Here is a 17134-nt window from a genome sequence, read left to right on the forward strand (position 1 = left end):
AACCGAGCACCGCCGCCCCCCTCAGCCCCGTACCCCTGAGGGGTACTTCTGCCCCCGGGTGCGGGCCAGTGCGCGGCCTCCGAGGACGGCGGCGACGAGGCCCACGAGCAGGGCCACGTAGGCGCCGCCGAGGCCGTTGCCCGTGCCGAGGCCCCCGTCCGCGGTGACCGCCACCAGGCCGCCGAGGGCCAGGGAGAACAGCCCGGCGGTCAGCGCCGTCACCGCTCCCAGCCGGCCGGTGCCGGTGCCGAGGCGGCCGGTGGGGCGGGCCAGCGCCAGCCATCCGGCGGCCACGCCGCACAGGGCGAGTACCGCTGCCGTCGAGGCCCCCAGCCGGCCGGCGCTCATGTCGTAGGCGTCGGCGGCGAGTGTCCAGGCCGCGGGTGTGAGCATGTCCGTCTCCCTCTCTCCCGTTTCGCGTCTTCTCGTGCGCCGCGCTCCCGATGCGGTGTGCGCGTCACGCCCGCACTGCAAGTGAGGGTGCCTGCCGGGACCGTCGCGGGTCGTCCCGCCGCGGCAGGCACTTCGCGCTGCCGCCGACGGCGTACGGGCCTGCCGCGGACGCGGCAGAGAGCCGCCCGCCTACCGCGGTCGCGGTAGTGGCGGCTCGTGCGCGCGCGGGACTCGCCTCGCACGGCGGGTGGCTAGGGTGCGCGCATGGGCAAACGACGGTTCGGTGTCCCGGTCCCGGTCCCGGTCCCGGTCCGGGCGCGGGCGCGGGTGCCGGTCCCCGTGCGGGTGCCGGTCCCCGTGCGGGTGCCGGTCCCCGTGCGGGTGCGGGTGCCGGTCCCGGTGCCGGTCGTCGACTGGACGATCGCCGTCGGCGTGGCGGTGGCACTGCTGCTCGCCGGCCGGTCCGGCGGGGACTTCGGCACCGGACCCGGTCCGCTGCTGGGCCACGCGCTGCTCGCCGCCGGCGGCCTGGTGCTGGCCGCCCGTCGCCGGGCTCCCCGGCTCGTACTGGCGGTGACCGCTCTGTGCGCCGTGGGTTACCAGGCGGCTGGGTTCGACGTGCCGGTCGTCGCGTTCCTGTTCGCGGTGTACGCGGCCGTGCGGGCCGGGCACCGCGCCGTCACGGTGATCGCCTCCGTGGCCATGGTGGCCGCCCTGCCGCTCGCCGCCCTGGTCTCGCTGCACGACCTGGGGGAGGCGTACGCGCGGGCCCGTGGCGCCCTGGAGATCGCGTGGCTGATCGCCGCGGCCGCCGCCGGAGAGGCGCTGCGGCAGGCCGAGCGGCGTGCGGAAGAGGCGGAACGCACCCGGGAGGAGACCGCGCGGCGCCGTGCCGACGAGGAACGGCTGCACATCGCCCGGGAGTTGCACGACTCCCTCACCCATCAGATCTCGATCGTCAAGGTGCAGTCCGAGGTCGCCGTCCACGTCGCCCGCCGGCGGGGCGAACCCGTGCCGGAGGCGCTCCTGGCGATCCAGGCGGCCGGCCGGGAGGCGACCCGGGAGCTGCGCGCCACCCTGCGGGCCCTGCGCGACGAGGACACCACCCCGCCGCGCGGACTCGACCACATACCGGAGCTGGTGGCGCGGGCCGGCCGCACCGGGCTGGCGGCGGAGCTGGTGGTCGACGGGCCGGCCGGCGCAGAGCGGCCCGACGTGCCGGCCGCGGTGGGCCGGACCGCCTACCGGATCGTGCAGGAGTCGCTGACCAACGTCGCCCGGCACGCCCGCGCCGGCACCGCGTCGGTCCGCATCGACTACCGCCCCGGCGTCCTCGCGATCCGGGTCGACGACGACGGCACGGCCACCCCGGACACCGTCGCGGTCCCCGGCATGGGGCTGCTCGGGATGCGGGAACGCGTCGACGCCCTCGGCGGCCGGCTGCGCGCCGAACCGCGCCGCGGACGCGGCTTCACCGTCCAGGCCGAACTCCCTCTGGAGCACATGGAGCACATGGAGCACACCCCTTGATCCGTGTCCTGCTCGTCGACGACCAGCCGCTCGTGCGCAGCGGCTTCCGCGCCCTGCTCGACCTCGAGGACGACATCGAGGTGGTGGCCGAGGCGGGCGACGGCAGGGAGGGCCTGGCCCTTGCCGGGGAACTGCGGCCCGACATCGCGCTCGTCGACGTGCAGATGCCGGTCCTGGACGGCATCGAGACCACCCGGCGCATCGCTGCCGACCCGGCGCTGGCGGGCGTGCACGTCGTCGTCCTGACCAACTACGGCATGGACGAGTACGTCTTCGAGGCGCTGCGCGCGGGCGCCGCCGGATTCCTCGTCAAGGACATCCTCCCGGACGACCTCGTGCACGCCGTGCGGGTCGCGGCCCGCGGCGAGGCGCTGCTGGCTCCGTCGATCACCCGCAGGCTGATCGACCACTACGTCAGCCGTCCGCTCCACCACGACGCCGGTACCCGGCTGGCGGAGCTGACCGGACGCGAACGCGAGGCCGTCGCACTGGTCGCGCAGGGGCTGTCCAACGACGAGATCGCGGCCCGCCTGGTGATCAGCCCGCTGACCGCGAAGACCCACGTCAACCGTGCCATGGCCAAGCTGCACGTCCGCGACCGGGCGCAACTCGTCGTCCTCGCCTACGAGTCGGGCCTGGTCGCTCCCCGCCCCCGTTGACTCTCCCGGCGCCCGTTCGGGTGGTCGGTATGCTCCCCGCCGTGGCCGTCCGCCGACCGAGAGCAGCGAGAAGAGCACCGTGACCCCGTACGACGCCAAGAACGAGTACGAGTACGAGTACGAGTACGAGAAGGACGGTGCGGCCATCTACCGCCAGTCCTTCGCCACCATCCGCGCGGAGGCCGACCTGTCCGGGCTGCCCGCCGACGTCGGCCGGGTCGCGGTCCGGATGATCCACGCCTGCGGCATGGTCGACCTGGTCCGCGACCTGTCCTGGTCCCCCGGCGTCGTCTCCCGCGCCCGCGAGGCCCTGCTGACCGGTGCTCCCGTGCTGTGCGACGTACGGATGGTGGCGAGCGGTGTGACCCGCGCCCGGCTGCCCGCGGACAACGACGTCGTGTGCACCCTGTCCGACCCCGCCGTCCCCGGGCTGGCGGCCCGGCTCGGCACCACGCGCAGCGCCGCCGCGCTGGAGCTGTGGCGGGACCGGCTGGAGGGCGCCGTGGTCGCCGTCGGCAACGCGCCCACCGCGCTCTTCCGGCTCCTGGAGATGATCGACGAGGGGGCTCCGCGCCCGGCCGCGGTCATCGGCGTACCCGTCGGCTTCGTCGGTGCCGCCGAGTCCAAGGAGGCGCTGGCCGCCCACCCGTCCGGGGTGGAGCACCTCGTCGTACGGGGGCGCCGCGGGGGCAGTGCGCTCGCCGCCGCCGCGATCAACGCGATCGCCCGCGAGGAGGAGTGAGGCGGGCGACCGGGCAGCGGCCGGTCGGGACTGGCTAGGCCCTGTCCTGGGGCCGGCGTCCCGCCCGCGCCCGCGCCTGCGCCTGCGCCTGCCGGACCCACTGTGCCGCCTGTCCGGGTCCGGCCACGACCGGCACTCCCTCGGGCAGCGGGGGCCTGCGGACCACGAGCACGGGCAGCCCCGCCTCACGGGCCGCCGTCAGCTTCGGGGCGGTGGCCGCTCCCCCGCTGTCCTTGGTGACCAGGACGTCGATCCGGTGCCGGCGCAGCAGCTCGCGCTCCCCGTCGAGGGTGAAGGGGCCGCGGTCCAGCAGTACCTCCGTGCGGGGCGGGCAGGGCGCCTCGGGCGCGTCGACGGACCGTACGAGGAACCACGGGTCGGTCAGAGCGGCGAAGGCCGCCAGGCCCGTCCGGCCGGTGGTCAGGAAGACCCGCCGGCCGAGCGCGGGCAGCAGCGCGGCGGCCTCCGCCAGGGAACCGGCCTCGTGCCAGTCGTCCCCTTCGACCCGCCGCCAGCCGGGGCGGCGCAGCGCGAGCAGGGGGACCCGGGTGGTGGCGGCGGCGTGTGCCGCGTTGCGGGTGATGGTGCCGGCGAAGGGATGCGTGGCGTCGACGAGCAGGTCGACGGCGTGCTCGCGGAGCCAGCCGGTGAGTCCTTCGGCGCCGCCGAAGCCGCCGACGCGCACCTGGCCGGGGGGTGTTCCGGGCGCGGAGACCCGTCCCGCCAGGGAGGTCGTCACGCGTAGCCCCGCCGGCTGTCCGGCCGCCAGCAGTTCGGCGAGGCGGCGGGCCTCCGTGGTGCCGCCGAGGATGAGCACGTGCACGGCAGTCCGTCTCCCTTCCCCGGGGTCTCGCGGTTTCTCCGGGGTTCTCGCGGCTGCGTCGCCCCAAGCACACCCGTCGGCCGAGTTGCCACGCGGAGCCGATGCGAGAAGGTGCGGTGGAAGACCGGGCCGCGAAGGGAGCGTGCGGCGCCTCCGCGCCGGATGCGAACGCGTCGGTGGCGACCTGCGCGGTCACCGTCGGCCTCTGGTCCTGGCCAGAGCTCCGCTCTCAAGGTATCAGGGCAGGGGTGAAGGGCATCCTTGGTCGCAAGGTGTCCGCCCCACAGGTACCGGCGGACGTGGCTGTAGTGAGCGCGCTCCGTCAACACTTGGCGACGAAGACCAAGTGAACGTGCAGGTTATAGACAATATGGCGACCGGTTCTGACATCCGGATTGGGGTTCCAGCGGAGCGACCCAAACCGATGCTAGTTTCTCGATCGTGAGCCAAGGCACCCTGGAGAAGCGACAGTTCGGGCACCGCTCCCGGCTCGCACTGTCGCCCGCCGAGGTGTCGAAGAACGATGCTCAGGCGCACGCCGCCCGCACGATGTGGAACCTGCTGCACGCATGGTGGCAGATGATGCCGAAGGAGAAGCGGACACTCGCACACGCCGACGCCGCAATCCGGCAGGCCCGTCAGGACATCGACTTCCTGGCGGTTCTCCCCGCCCAGGCCGCGCAAACGGTCCTCAAAACCTACTTCCGTGCGTGGAAGAATTGCTGGGAGGGGCGGGCGAACGCCCCGAAATTCAAGGGCCGGTTCCGGTCGGTGATGTCCGTGGACATCCCGCAGGGCCGGGACCTGAACATCGTCCGCGTGCACCGCCGCTGGGGCATGGCCAACATTCCCAGGGTGGGCCGGGTCCGCTTCCGCTGGACCAAGGACCTGCCCGTCGGCAAGCACGCCGGACCAGAGAACCGGATCACCGGGGCCCGGCTGGTCAAAGACGCCCTCGGATGGCACATCGCCTTCCGCGTCCAGACTCTTGGGACCAAGCCCGAGCCCCACAGCGGCCCCGAAGTCGGCATCGACGTCGGAATCAACGTGCCCATCGCCCTCTCCGACGGCGAAACCTACGAGCACGGCGAGTGGCTGACCGCCAAAGAACAGGCACGGCTCCTGCACCTCGAGCAGCGCGCCGCCCAGCGTAAACGGCACCGGAAGCCCGGCGAGCGCACCAGCCGCCGACTTCACCGTACCTATGACCAGATCGCAGAACTGCGCGCGAAAGCCAAGCGCCGGGCCTTTGACTGGCAGCATCGGACGACCACCGCCATCGCCCGCACCTACGGCACCGTCGTCGTCGAAGCACTCACCCTCACGAGCATGGTCAAGTCGGCCAGGGGAACGATCAAGGAGCCAGGGAAGCATGTAGCCCAGAAAGCTGGGTTGAACCGCTCCATCAGCGGGGAGGCATGGGGCCGGACGGTCAGCATGCTGACGTACAAGACCGCCCTGCTCGGCGGCACCCTGCACCAGGTCCCCGCCCCCGGCACCTCCCGACGCTGCTCGGCGTGCGGTATCACCACTCCCGGCAGCCGGGAGTCCCAGGCCGTGTTCGTGTGCAAGAACCCGGACTGCGGCTGGACGGGCAACGCCGACCACAACGCAGCCCGCAATGTCCTGCACCTGTACCGGACGGGCCTCGCGCGCGTCCCGGCTGCCGGGAGGGCAGTCGTCAGGCGCGCCAAGCGCGTCAAGCCCGCTGCCGCAAGGTAGGCAGGAATCTCCCGGCTTCGACCGGGAGAGCACTCCAAAACCCCGTCTCCCAGCACTGCACCAAGGTCCGCGCGGGACATCCCGAGCGACGGCCAGTGGTGAGCACGGCACGTCGGCTCGTCGACCGGCTGAGCACGCGCTGGGGCGTCCGGCACAGCCGCCACGACGAGACCATCTGGGCGGAACAGCGACTCGACGGAGCGCCCCCGAGGGCTCGGCGGACACGACCGACGCGGCGGACCTGGCGGGCCCGATGAACGCCTACGACCCGCCGGACACCCGGGATCCGTGAATGGCACCTCCCGGTGCCTCACCGCTCCGTTCCGCCGGCGGCGCGCCGCCGGTGCGGATCGGCCAGGAGGTGGCGGGGGTCGGTGGCGCGGGTGATGGCGGACTCGACGGCGGCGACGCGGTCCGCGAGCAGGCCCAGGGCGGCGACGGCACGGGTGAGCGGGTCGTCCTCCGGGCCGCCGAGGGTGCGGGCGCGGACGTGGGCGGTGCGCACCTCGGCCCAGCGGTCGGCCTCCTCGGGGGTGAGCGTGCCGCGCAGTTCGGCGAGCTTGAGGAGGTTGGCCTCGGCTCCGTGGGTGAGGGTCTGTGCCTCGGCCGTGTAGTGGTCGTCGAGGACGGCGGCGCGTTCGGCGTCGTTCATGACGGGGCGGATGCGCTGGGCGATCTTGTTCATGTTGCGGTAGGAGCCCTGGAGCCGGAAGGCGGGTTCCGTACGGGTCTCGTCCGACCGGGCCGCGGAGGCGATGTAGGCGGCGTTGACGGCCAGCACCGTCTCGCGGGCGGCCACGAGGTGGCGCAGGACGGACAGGATCCGCTCCAGTTCGGCCGGCGGTTGGGCGTGGGCGAGGCGGTCGGCGCGTGCGGTGGGGTCGCCGGTGGCGAGGCGGACGAGCAGCTCCAGGTCGGCGCGGTCGCGGCCGGCCAGCGGGGCCAGGACCGGGTTGGCGGTGAGCGCGTTCTCCAGGAAGCTGAGCGCGAAGGCCTCCTCCTTGCCGGTGAGGACGTCGCCGAGGTTCCAGACGTCGGCGCGGTTGGCGAGCATGTCGGGGACCTGGAAGCGGGCACCGGACTCGGTGTAGGGGTTGCCCGCCATGCAGACGGCGAAGCGCTTGCCGCGCAGGTCGTAGGTGCGGGGCGCGCCGTCCCACACGCCGTCCACCCGGCGGGTGGCGTCGCACAGCGGGATGAACTTCTGGAGGAGCTCCGGGGAGGTGTGCTGGATGTCGTCCAGGTAGAGCAGCGTGTTGTTCGCGGACGCCAGCGCGAAGTTGATCTTCTCGACCTCCTGGCGTGCGGTGGCGTTCGGCGCGTCGGCCGGGTCGAGCGAGGTGACGCCGTGACCGAGCGCGGGGCCGCCGACCTTCACCAGCATCAGCCCGAGGCGCTCGGCGACGTACTCGACCAGGGTCGTCTTGCCGTACCCGGGCGGGGAGAGCAGCAGCAGGAGGCCACCCGTGTCGGTGCGCTTGCCGTCGCCGGTGGCGCCGAGCTGTTTGGCCAGGCTGTCGCCGACGAGCGGCAGGTAGACCTCGTCCACGAGCCGGTTGCGGACGAAGGCGGACATGACGCGCGGCCGGTGGTCGTCCAGACGCAGGCGGGCCCGCTCGGCGCCCACGAGGGCGGTACGGCGCCGCTGGTAGGCGCGGAACGCGGGGACGTCCTCGGCCGCGAAGCGGGCGGTACGGGCGAGGAACTCGTCGAGGCGCAGCGCCAGCCTGCCTCCGGTGATGCGCGGGTGGGCACCCAGCAGGCCCTCCGCGGTGGCCGTCGGCGGGGCGTCGCCGTCATAGCGGGGCAGGTCCGGGCACAGCTCGGCGGCGACCGCCTCGGCCAGGTCGCCGGGGGCGAGGCCGGCGCCGGTGGCGGCGGCGTACGACGAGATCCATGCCTCGGCGAGCTGCCCGCGGGCGGCCAGGTCGTCCACCGCGGCCAGATCCTCGTCGTAGGCCGGGCCGCCCACGGTGCGGCGGAACTTCTCCAGGAGCGTGCGCGTACCGGCACCGAGAACGAAGCCGTCGGGGGCGGTGGTCAGTTCGTGGAAGAGGTACGCGGCGGCGGCTCGGGCGGTGTCCTCGCCGGTCACCGAGCCCGTCCGCGCCCACGCGCCGACGGCCTCCGCCAGTTCCTCCTCCAGGGCGGCGATCGCGGCCGAGAGGCCGAAGGTGTCGCGGGCGCGGGCCAGGGAACGGGCGCGCCGGGTCCAGGCCTCGCGCGCTCGCGGCGTGGTGCCGTGGACCCAGAAGAGCTGGGCGGCGGCGCGCGCGGCGGGCTCGTGGACGAGGGTCCCGGCCCGCTCGTACAGCGGCAGCAGCGCCGTCAGGACGACCGTCGCGTCGTGGTCGTGGACGCCCCGCTCGTAGCCCTCGTCGTACGCCTCCTGCGCGGCCTCGCGGACGAGGGCGGGCAGGTCGTCGGCGCCGGCCAGGGCGCTCGCGCCGTGCTGCCGCAGCAGGCGGGCGGCGAGGTGTTCGGCGCGGTAGACGCCGGGGGACTCCGAGGGCAGGGTGCGGTCCCAGTGGGCGCGGGTGGCCGCGAAGTCCGGGTCGGTGACCGGCGAGCGGTAGTCCGTGCCGGTGAGGGCGAAGGCGAGGCCGTCGCCGTCCGGGACGAGGGTGAGGTCGAGGGGCTGGGTGTTGACGGCGAAGAGGTGGGCGCCCAGGCGCAAGGTGCGGCCGTCGTCGGCGTACAGGTCGGTGCGGTCGCGCAGGGCGCGGGTGGCCTCCTGGCGGGCCGATTTGAGGCGCCCGTCCAGTTCCTCCGCGCGGACGCTGTCGCCGAGGGCGCGCAGTTCCTCGGCGGTGCGGCGGACCTTGGCCGGCATGGGGTCGGAGGCGAAGTAGGTGCTGACCGCGTCGGCGTCGGCGAGGGTGGCGCACCGTCGGGTGACGGTCTCCATGATCCGGGCGGCGGAGGCGGCGAGTTGCTCGGCGCGGCGGGCGCGGGTGTCGGCGAGGGCCTGCTTGCGGGCGGCGAGCGCGTCGTAGATCTCGGTGCGCTTGTCGGCGAGTTCGGTGAGGAAGCCGTCGAACTCCGCGAAGCGGGACTCCAGGTCCTCCAGGCGGGCCAGCAGACGGGCGAGCTGGTCGTCGCAGCGCTCGGGGGTGTCGGCGGCGGCGAGCGCGGCGGTGACGGCCTGGCCGAGCAGGGCCGTCTCGGCGGTGAACTCGGCGCGGCCCTCCCGGTCGAGGAGGGCGCGGCGGCGGGCGTCGAGGGTGGCGCGGGCGCGGTTGACGCCGCCCAGGACGGCGGCGGCGCGTTCCAGCAGGGCGGTGCGGACGGTGGCGTCGCCCATGTCGAGTTCGGCGACGACGTCGGTGACCGTGCGCAGCCCGTCGGCGAGTTCGTCGAGCCGGGCCGCGACCGGTACGGCCTCGGCGACGGTGGTGATGGCCTCCGCGTCGGCGACGAGCGCCGCGACGTCCGCGCGCTGGGCGTCGAAGGCGTCCTCGCGGGCGAGGAAGGCCACGGCCCGCTGCCCCAGCTCGGCGAGCGACGTCTCGGCCTCCTCGGCCAGGGCGTCGATGCCGGGGGCGTCGGCGTACCGCAGCTCCTTGACGGTCAGCAGGTGCCCGTGGGCGTGCCGCAGTTCGGTCAGGCCCCGTACCCAGGCGGCGGCCTCCTTGGGCGCCTCGCCGCGCAGCCGCCGGACCACCGACGCGATCCGCTCGGCGGCCTCGTCACGGGCCTCGGCGGCCAGCCGGGTCAGGTCGCGCACCGTCTCGAACTCGGCCAGCACCTGCTCGGCGGTCTCCCGGACCGCGGCCAGCGCGCCGGCCAGGTCGCCCAGGTCCGCCTCGCCCAGCCAGTGGTGGCCGTCGGCCGCGCGCACGCAGGAGGCGGCCAGCGCCCGGTAGCCCTCGGCGGTGGTGATGCCCTCGCCGACGGCCCCGGCGACGGACAGGCAGGCGGAGATGCCGCGCACCAGGTCGGCGTTGCCGACGCGAGCCAGCGGTCCGCTCCCGGCGGGCGCGGCGGCGGCGTGCGTGTCGGAGACGTACGGCGAGTGCCACAGCTGCACGGGGTGCACCTGGGCGGGTTCGTCGCCGTCCGCGCGCAGCACGGTGAAGGTGCCGTCCTCCGCCAGGGCCCAGCCCCGGCAGGGCAGCGGGTTGGCGACCTCCTTGCGGATGGTGTTGTACGACAGGAGCAGGCCCCGGCTCTCGCCGCGCGCGTGGAAGGCGTACAGCACGTCCTCGCCGTTCGGCGAGCGCACTTCCCGCTCGAACTCCAGCCCGGTCGCGTCGAGTTCGTACGTCTTGTGGACGCCGGTGGCCAGGCAGTAGCCGCCGGGGAAGACGATGCCCTGGTCGTCGGGCAGGCGGCGGCAGGCCAGGCCGACGCCGTCCAGGCGGAGCACCGACTTGGTGAGGGTGTTGAAGACCAGGTGACGGTCGGTGTCCTCCTTGTAGGGCCGTACGCGCAGCAGGATCAGGGCGCCGACCCGGGCGTGCGCGATGTCGGCGTCGGCCAGGGACTGGAGGGGTTCGTCGACGGGCTCGGAGTAGACGCCCTCGGCGGTCTCGGTGTCGTCCTCCAGTTTGACGGTGAGGGCGCCGCCGACCGCGCTGACGTGGAACTCGCCGCGCACCGACACGTGCGGGTGGCGGCCCAGGACGTGGTCCTCGCGGGTGGCGGCGGTCCACTCGAAGTCGTGGGACGGCGGGAACACGTCGTCGCGTTCGCCCCGCGCGTCCAGGAAGGCCGCCCGCCCGTCCTCGGTCGGCTCCCAGCGCAGGACGCGGATGTCGTCGGCCTTCTCGCCGGTGCGGAAGACGGCCAGCAGTCTGCCGTCGACGGGACGCAGCCGCAGCAGCCGGGCCTGCCGGTAGTAGCGGTGCAGGTCCGCGAACTCCCGCACGAAGGCCGGGTCGTCGAGCAGGCCGGGCACGGCCGACTCGGGCAGCGGGTTCAGGTCGCGGTCGTACAGCGTGAAGACGTCGGCCACGGCCGCCGTCCGGGTGCGGTGGCCCGGGCGGCCGGTGGAGCCGAGGAGCAGGGCGTCGCCGACGGCGACGAGGTCGCACGGCACCCCCGGGTGCTCGGTGCGCAGCCGCTCGGTGGAGGCCAGTTCGAGCCGGGCCGAGCCGAACTCCTCCACCCGGCGGGTGTTGAGGAGGTCGGCGCGGCGGGCGAGGTCGGCGGTCTGCGCGGCGAGACGGTCGCGGAGCACCTCGTACGCGCCGGCGTCGGTGGCGTCGTACGTGCCGGTGAGGCCCGTCGCGGCCGTCGTGTCGGTGGCGGCCGTCGGGTCCGTGGTAGCCCTCGGGTCCGTGGTAGCCCTCGGGTCCGTGGCAGCCGTCGGGTCCGTGGTAGCCGTCTCCGCAGCGGTGGCCATGAGCGGTTGGTCCTTCCAGGAAGCGAGGGGGTGCCGAAGCCGCCGACCCCCGTACGGCGGTCCCGGCACCCGGTCTGTGGTGGCCGGTCAGGCCCTGGCCGTGCCGTTCAGGGCGGTGAGCGGGGTGTCGGCGAGGCCGAGCTCGCCCGCGCGGTCCAGGAGGCGCTGCACCTGCCCGGCGTCCGTGCCGCCCGACTTCATCAGCTTCATCAGCAGCGCGGAGACCGTCAGGTTCTGCACGTCCGCCGTGGAGAAGGAGCCCAGTACGCGGGTCAGGTCGTCGGTGAAGCTCGACGAGCCGTCCAGCCAGGGCCCGGCGAGGGCCCGCGCGGTCTCGGAGTGCTTGACGAACCCGTCGACGCCCTTGCCGAGCGCGACCGAGGACATCAGGCGGTCGAAGAAGACCGTGTCGCCGCCGACGATGTCGATGTCGGCGTTCTCCAGGCCGGTGGCGAGCACCGTGGCCTGCGCCTCGGCGACCTGCCGCTGCACGTCCAGGCCGGCCAGCCGGATGTCCTTCTCCGCCTCCAGGCGCAGCCGGTACTCCTCGTGACCGCGCGAGGCGTCGTCCAGGGCGGCCATCGCCGCGGCCTTCTCGGTGAGTCCCGCGGCCTCCGCCTTCAGCTTGCTGCCGATGGCCTCCGCCTCGGCGAGGGCCTTGGCCCGCGCGCCCTCGGCCTCGGCACGCATCCGGGCCCCGGTCGCCTCCGCCTCCGCGCGGCCCGCCTTCTCGATGACCTCGGCCTCCTTGTCGCGGACCTGGACCGCCGCAAGGCCCGCCGCGGCCGCCTCGGCCTGGATGCCCTCGGCCATCCGCAGCTTGGCCTGCGCCTCCAGGTCGGCGCTCTTCAACCGGGCCTCGGCCATGGTGAGTTCCTCGGCGGCACGGTGGCCGGCCGCGGCCTCCGCCGCCTCGGCCGCCTTGATGTCCTTGACCAGCCGCTCCTGCGCCTGGGCCTCGGCGGCGATGATCACGGTCTGCCGGTCCCGCTCCGCCTCCTCCACGGCGCGCAGCTTCTTGATGGACTCCTCCTGCTCGGCGACCGTGCGGTCCACGGCGACGCGCTCGCGGATGACCTCGGCGATGTCCCGCCGCTCGGCCTCGACCTCCTTCTCGGCGGCGATCCGGGTCAGCTCGGTCTCCCGCTCCCGGCCGATGACCTCCAGCATGCGGTCCTTCTCGATGCGCTCGTTCTCCACGGCGATGACCCGCTCGCGGTTCTTCGCGGCGACCGCGACCTCGCGGGCCTGGTTCTCGCGCTGCACGCCGAGCTGCTCCTCCGTGCGCAGGAACGCCGCCTGCGCGCGCAGCCGCTCCTCCTCCACCACCCGTGCCGTCTCGGCCTCCTCGCGGGCCCGGGTGGTGTCGATCTCGCGCTTCTGCTTGATCTCGGCGTCGGCCTGCCGGCGCTCCAGCTCCAGTACGGCCTCGCGCGCGTCGACGTTCTGCCGGGTGATCTCCTTCTCCTCGGTGCGCCGCGCCTCGTTGGTGCGCACGTGCTCCACGGCCGTCAGCTCGGTGATCTTCCGGATGCCCTGGGCGTCGAGGACGTTGGCCGGGTCCAGCTGGGTCAGCGGCGTCTGCTCCAGGTAGTCGATCGCCGCGTCCTCCAGGTGGTACCCGCTGAGGTCGACGCCGATGACCTCGATGATCCGGTACCGAAGCTCCTCGCGCTTGGTGTAGAGGTCGGTGAAGTCCAGCTGCTTGCCGACGGTCTTCAGCGCCTCGGAAAACTTCGCGTGGAACAGCTCCTGCAGCGTGTCCCGGTCGCTGGCGCGGGCCGTGCCGACCGCCTGGGCGACCTTGACGACGTCCTCGACGGTCTTGTTGACCTTGACGAAGAAGGTGATGCGGATGTCCGCCCGGATGTTGTCCCGGCAGATCAGCCCCTCCTTGCCGGCCCGCGTGATCTCGATCGTCTTGACCGAGATGTCCATCACCTCGGCCCGGTGCAGCACCGGCAGCACCACCTGGCCGGTGAAGGTCACGTCCACCTTGCGCATCTTCGAGACGATCAGCGCCTTGCCCTGCTCCACCTTGCGGAAGAGCCGCGAGACGCCGAACAGCGCGACGGCGAGGAGGAGCAGGCAGACGAGGGCGAGGACACCGATGACTTCCATGGCATACGTCCTTACGGCATGAGGCGGCTGTCACGGCGGCCGGACGAGCGCGGCCGGCCGCCGCCGATGTTGGTGTGGTGACGCCCGTGCGGACAGGCGTGGTTCCGGGGGCGGGTCTTCGGACGGACCACGCCCGCGCCGGGCCCCCGGCAGAGGCGGTGAGCGGGTCTCAGACGGCGCGGCGGCCGTGCGCCGCGACACCGGCGGCGCGAGACGCGCGGCCGGGTTCGTCCGGGCGGGGGCGGAGTTGGTGGAGGGGGCGGACGAACGGACTGTGCGTCGTGTTCGTCGTCATCGCCCGGCCCCCTCTCCGCGGTGCTCCCCCGTGCGCCCCATGATGCGTGACCGCGCCACCTATCCGCATTGCCGGTTTCCGGAAGCGTTCACCAGGGCTTGGGTGCCGGTGAGCCGCCCGGGGCGATCAGCGGGGCGACCGACGGTCCGGCCATACCGGAAGCCGATCGGAAGCGCATCGGAACCCCGGAAATCTGGTTCCGGAAGCGCCGCCACTGGTCGGATCGGGCGATGCACATGGCACATCGGCCCACTCGGGACGCGTGCCGTATCCGCCCGGCCGGATACCGGCGGCAATGAGGTGACAGATGAGCAGTACACGCGTCCCGTCCGGCGCCAGGGGTTCCTACCCCGCACCGGGGCTCGCACTCACGCCCGGCCCCGTACGCAACCAGGCCCTGGCCGTGATCGCGGTCCCCTTCGTCCTCATAGTCGTGCTGGCCGTCGTGCTCGCCACGACCGGCCCGGACGACGGAGCGCCCGCCACCGACGGGCTCTACGGCAGCGGAGCGCTGCCGGACTGGGGGTCGGGCACGACCGACGAGGGCACGGCCGACGACGGCACCTCGGAGGACGGCACCGACCCCGACGGCACGTACGGCGGCAACGGCACGTACGAGGACGGCACTTACGGCGACGACACGTACGACGACGGCACGTACGGCGACGGCACCACGGACGAGACCCCCACGGACGACACCACGACCGGCGACACCGCGACCGACGACCCCGCCGCCGAGGACACCACCGCCGACGGGAGCGGGCCGGAGGCGACCGTGACGGCGTACTTCGACGCCATCAACAACCGTGATTTCGCGGCCGCGTGGGAGCTGGGCGGCAGGAACCTCGACCAGGACTACGACTCCTTCGTCGCCGGCTTCGGGACGACGCAGCGGGACGACGTCACCGTGACCGGCACGTCCGGCGACGACGTCTCGGTCACGGTCGTGGCCTGGGAGACCGACGGCACGCAGACGACGTACGAGGGCACCTACACGGTCAGCGGCGGCGTCATCACCTCGGCCGACATGCGGGAAGGGAACTGAGCAACCATGACCACCCACGCCGCCCCGCCGCCCCCGGACACGACGAGCAACGCCACCCGCCTGCTGTGCGCGGGCACCTACCTCGACCCCGTCTACCGCAAGGCCGTCATCCGGGAGCTGCTGACCCACCGCTACCGGGTGGTGGCCCCCTCCTACGGCTACGACGCCGCGCCCGTCCTGGCGCACGCCCTGGCCGCCCACAACCTGCGCCGCAACCAGCTGATCGCCCTCGGGGCGGGCGCGGCCGTCATCGCGCTGCTCATGGCCGCGGACGTGCTGGGCGGCTGGACGGCCGCCCTGTTCGCGTTCTGGCTCGCCTGGGCCACGATGTTCCTGCGCAGGCTCGCCGTCCTGCAGGCCCTCGCCGAGCACCTCGCGCCCCCGGCGGACGACCGCCCCGGATTCGACGGCTCCCACCCGATCACCTCGCGCCTCACCCCGGAGCTGGTCGGCAAGATCAACCGGGAGCAGGCCTCGGACACCGTGTACTACGGCGGCTACAAGCCGTTCATCGGCGCGGGCCACTCGGTCAAGCGGTGGGCCAACGCGGAACTGCTGCTCGGCGCCCCGAGGTCCCGGGCCGGCGCGCTCGGCCAGACCCTGCTCAACGGGCACGTCCCCGCCCAGCACGGACCGGCGGACGGCACGGACGGCACGGACGGAGCCGGGCGGACGGAACGCAAGCCGATCATCCCCTTCACGGTCGAGGACATCACCACCCGGGTCTGCGAGGAACTGCTCGCGGAACTGCGCGACAAGCCCGCGCCGAGCGACCGCGTCGAACTGCTCTCCGTCGACCGGCGCCGGTTCACCAAGGCGGTGCGGACCGCCGAGGGCAGCGACCCCGTCGCCGTGCTCCTGGACACGCCCGACCCCGGCCACCCCGACCACACCGCCGCACACTGGCGGGAGGACTACGACGCCCGCCGCGAGTACCTGTGCGTCCGCATCGGAGCCTGGCAACAGGAGCTGGTCACCTCGGTGTTCATCGGCTTCGACATCAAGGGCAGCACCCTGCACACCGAGTTCTACACCTACGTGCTCGGTCCCCTGCCGGAGAGCTTCCACCTCGCCGACCGGCTGCCGGCCGCCATCGACGGCAAGCTCATGTGCCGCATCGCCTGGGACGTGACCCGCAGCGCGCCCGGCGAGCTGCTGCGGCTGATCACCAACCCGCTGCGCGAACGGCTGCCCAGCCGCTTCTCCACCGACACCGTCCGCAAGCTGGTCGGCCAGCCCGCCGACACCAGCGAGTTCCGGCTCGGCCGCTACGCCCTGACCGCGGTGGACTGCGGCGCCCTCACCAGCGTCCGCGAGCTGGCGCCCGACCACGCCTTCCACCACTTCTTCCAGGAGTCGGACGCGATCAAGTACATCCAGATCATCGAGCGCCACCTGTTGCAGATCGTCGGCGACTTCCTGCGCGACCACGACGTCGACACCCGGGAGCACGAGGCGAACCAGACCAACATCCTCCAGCAGAACTTCGGCGCCAACAGCACCAACAACTTCGGCGGCAACCAGAGCGTCGGCAACACCAACACCACCCAGACCTTCGGCAACAACTCCGGCGTCACCAGGGAGGCACGGCAGGCATGAGCGGCCAGCAGTTCCACGGCAACGGCTTCGGTCAGGGCAGCACCAACAACTTCGGGGGCAACCAGAGCACCGGCAACACCGACACCACCCAGACCTTCGGCGACAACTCCCCCGTCCACGCCGCGCCGCCCGCGCCGTCCGCCCCGCCCGCACAGCCGTACGCCGACGGGTGGCGGCGCCCGGCCACCGCGGTGCCCTCAGACGCCGAGCGGGCCCGCGGCGTCTTCGTCGTGCACGGCCGCGACGACCAGGTGCGGCGCGAGATGTACGAACTGCTGCGCCGGCTCGACCTGCGGCCCAAGGAGTGGGAGGACCTGGTCCGGGCGACCGGCCAGGCCTCCCCCTTCCTCGGCGACGTGGTCGCGGGAGCCCCCGCCCAGGCCCAGGCGGCGCTGGTCCTGCTCACCCCGGACGACATCGTCACCCTCCACCCGGACCTGCGCGGCCACGACGAACCGGACCACGAGACCCGGCCGGTGTGCCAGCCGCGCCCGAACGTCCTGATCGAGCTGGGCATGGTGCTGATGGCCTACCCGGAGCGCACGCTGATCGTCGAGGTCGGCGGGGTGCGGCCGATCGCCGACATCGCCGGCCGCAACGTCATCCGCTTCGACGGCTCCGAGACGGCGCTGGGCAAGATCGTGGAACGGCTGAAACTGGCGGGCTGCACGGTCAACGACACCGGCTCGGACTGGCGCCAGACCTACCCCTTCCGCCACCTGTCGGCCTACCACCGCCGGCCGTAGGCGTCCTGCCACCGCCGGCGCAGTCGCCCGGCGGATCCGGCGCCGCTCGGGGGACCGGCGCAACCGGCCCCCGGGGCACGTCCCGTCACCGCGGTACGTGTCCCGGGGGCCG

Annotated in this window: 11 protein-coding genes; 7 read left to right on the top strand and 4 right to left on the bottom strand. The window is 73.6% G+C overall.

Annotation, left to right across the window (positions count from 1 at the left end; genetic code table 11):
• Positions 1 to 21: 21 nt before the first annotated feature.
• Positions 22 to 393, bottom strand: a complete 372-nt coding sequence (locus C4J65_RS13605; protein WP_115742659.1) for a DUF6223 family protein — start codon at positions 391 to 393, stop codon at positions 22 to 24.
• A gap of 264 nt (positions 394 to 657) precedes the next feature.
• On the opposite strand from C4J65_RS13605, the gene C4J65_RS13610 reads away from it, so the two are divergent.
• The 3 genes from C4J65_RS13610 to C4J65_RS13620 all read left to right on the top strand — a co-directional run bounded on the left by C4J65_RS13610 (position 658) and on the right by C4J65_RS13620 (position 3324).
• A complete protein-coding gene (locus tag C4J65_RS13610; RefSeq protein ID WP_115742660.1) occupies positions 658 to 1923 on the top strand; it encodes a sensor histidine kinase in 1266 nt (421 codons plus the stop codon).
• Positions 1920 to 2582: a response regulator transcription factor gene (locus tag C4J65_RS13615; RefSeq protein WP_115742661.1), complete on the top strand. Its 663-nt coding sequence runs from the start codon at positions 1920 to 1922 to the stop codon at positions 2580 to 2582. Before C4J65_RS13610 ends, C4J65_RS13615 begins: the two co-directional genes overlap by 4 nt.
• 79 nt (positions 2583 to 2661) lie before the next feature.
• The gene (locus tag C4J65_RS13620; RefSeq protein ID WP_115742662.1) at positions 2662 to 3324 is read left to right on the top strand and encodes a precorrin-8X methylmutase; all 663 of its coding nucleotides are present in this window, start codon (positions 2662 to 2664) and stop codon (positions 3322 to 3324) included.
• Positions 3325 to 3358: 34 nt separating this feature from the next.
• Here the strand turns inward: C4J65_RS13620 and C4J65_RS13625 are convergent, their stop codons facing one another.
• On the bottom strand, positions 3359 to 4147 hold the full coding sequence (locus C4J65_RS13625) for a cobalt-precorrin-6A reductase (protein WP_115742663.1): 789 nt from the start codon (positions 4145 to 4147) through the stop codon (positions 3359 to 3361).
• 441 nt (positions 4148 to 4588) lie between these two features.
• Here C4J65_RS13625 and C4J65_RS13635 point away from each other — a divergent pair, with 441 nt between their 5' ends.
• On the top strand, positions 4589 to 5869 hold the full coding sequence (locus tag C4J65_RS13635; protein WP_115742664.1) for an RNA-guided endonuclease TnpB family protein: 1281 nt from the start codon (positions 4589 to 4591) through the stop codon (positions 5867 to 5869).
• 310 nt (positions 5870 to 6179) lie between these two features.
• On the opposite strand, the gene C4J65_RS13640 is transcribed toward C4J65_RS13635, so the two are convergent.
• Together C4J65_RS13640 and C4J65_RS13645 are read right to left on the bottom strand one after the other, a co-directional pair.
• On the bottom strand, positions 6180 to 11216 hold the full coding sequence (locus tag C4J65_RS13640) for a DNA repair ATPase (protein ID WP_115742665.1): 5037 nt from the start codon (positions 11214 to 11216) through the stop codon (positions 6180 to 6182).
• Between the two features lie 87 nt (positions 11217 to 11303).
• Positions 11304 to 13337 carry a flotillin family protein gene (locus C4J65_RS13645; RefSeq protein ID WP_115742666.1) on the bottom strand — a complete coding sequence of 678 codons (2034 nt, stop codon included), beginning with the start codon at positions 13335 to 13337 and terminating at the stop codon, positions 11304 to 11306.
• Positions 13338 to 13939: 602 nt separating this feature from the next.
• On the opposite strand from C4J65_RS13645, the gene C4J65_RS13655 reads away from it, so the two are divergent.
• Genes C4J65_RS13655 through C4J65_RS13665 form a run of 3 tightly spaced genes read left to right on the top strand, consistent with a single transcriptional unit; the run spans position 13940 to position 17022 of the window.
• Entirely contained in the window at positions 13940 to 14677 is a 738-nt protein-coding gene (locus C4J65_RS13655) for a hypothetical protein (RefSeq protein WP_115742667.1), read from the top strand.
• Between the two features lie 6 nt (positions 14678 to 14683).
• Positions 14684 to 16276, top strand: a complete 1593-nt coding sequence (locus tag C4J65_RS13660; protein ID WP_115742668.1) for a hypothetical protein — start codon at positions 14684 to 14686, stop codon at positions 16274 to 16276.
• Positions 16273 to 17022 carry a nucleotide-binding protein gene (locus tag C4J65_RS13665; RefSeq protein ID WP_115742669.1) on the top strand — a complete coding sequence of 250 codons (750 nt, stop codon included), beginning with the start codon at positions 16273 to 16275 and terminating at the stop codon, positions 17020 to 17022. Before C4J65_RS13660 ends, C4J65_RS13665 begins: the two co-directional genes overlap by 4 nt.
• Positions 17023 to 17134 lie beyond the last annotated feature (112 nt).

The sequence above is a fragment of the Streptomyces sp. CB09001 genome (assembly GCF_003369795.1).
Lineage (GTDB): Bacteria > Actinomycetota > Actinomycetes > Streptomycetales > Streptomycetaceae > Streptomyces.

Excerpts from the sequence above, each read along its gene's own strand:
- C4J65_RS13655 (WP_115742667.1), top strand. The coding sequence starts at position 13,940 with ATGAGCAGTACACGCGTCCCGTCCGGCGCCAGGGGTTCCTACCCCGCA.
- C4J65_RS13665 (WP_115742669.1), top strand. The coding sequence starts at position 16,273 with ATGAGCGGCCAGCAGTTCCACGGCAACGGCTTCGGTCAGGGCAGCACC.
- C4J65_RS13645 (WP_115742666.1), bottom strand. The coding sequence starts at position 13,337 with ATGGAAGTCATCGGTGTCCTCGCCCTCGTCTGCCTGCTCCTCCTCGCC.
- C4J65_RS13660 (WP_115742668.1), top strand. The coding sequence starts at position 14,684 with ATGACCACCCACGCCGCCCCGCCGCCCCCGGACACGACGAGCAACGCC.
- C4J65_RS13605 (WP_115742659.1), bottom strand. The coding sequence starts at position 393 with ATGCTCACACCCGCGGCCTGGACACTCGCCGCCGACGCCTACGACATG.
- C4J65_RS13610 (WP_115742660.1), top strand. The coding sequence starts at position 658 with ATGGGCAAACGACGGTTCGGTGTCCCGGTCCCGGTCCCGGTCCCGGTC.
- C4J65_RS13640 (WP_115742665.1), bottom strand. The coding sequence starts at position 11,216 with ATGGCCACCGCTGCGGAGACGGCTACCACGGACCCGACGGCTGCCACG.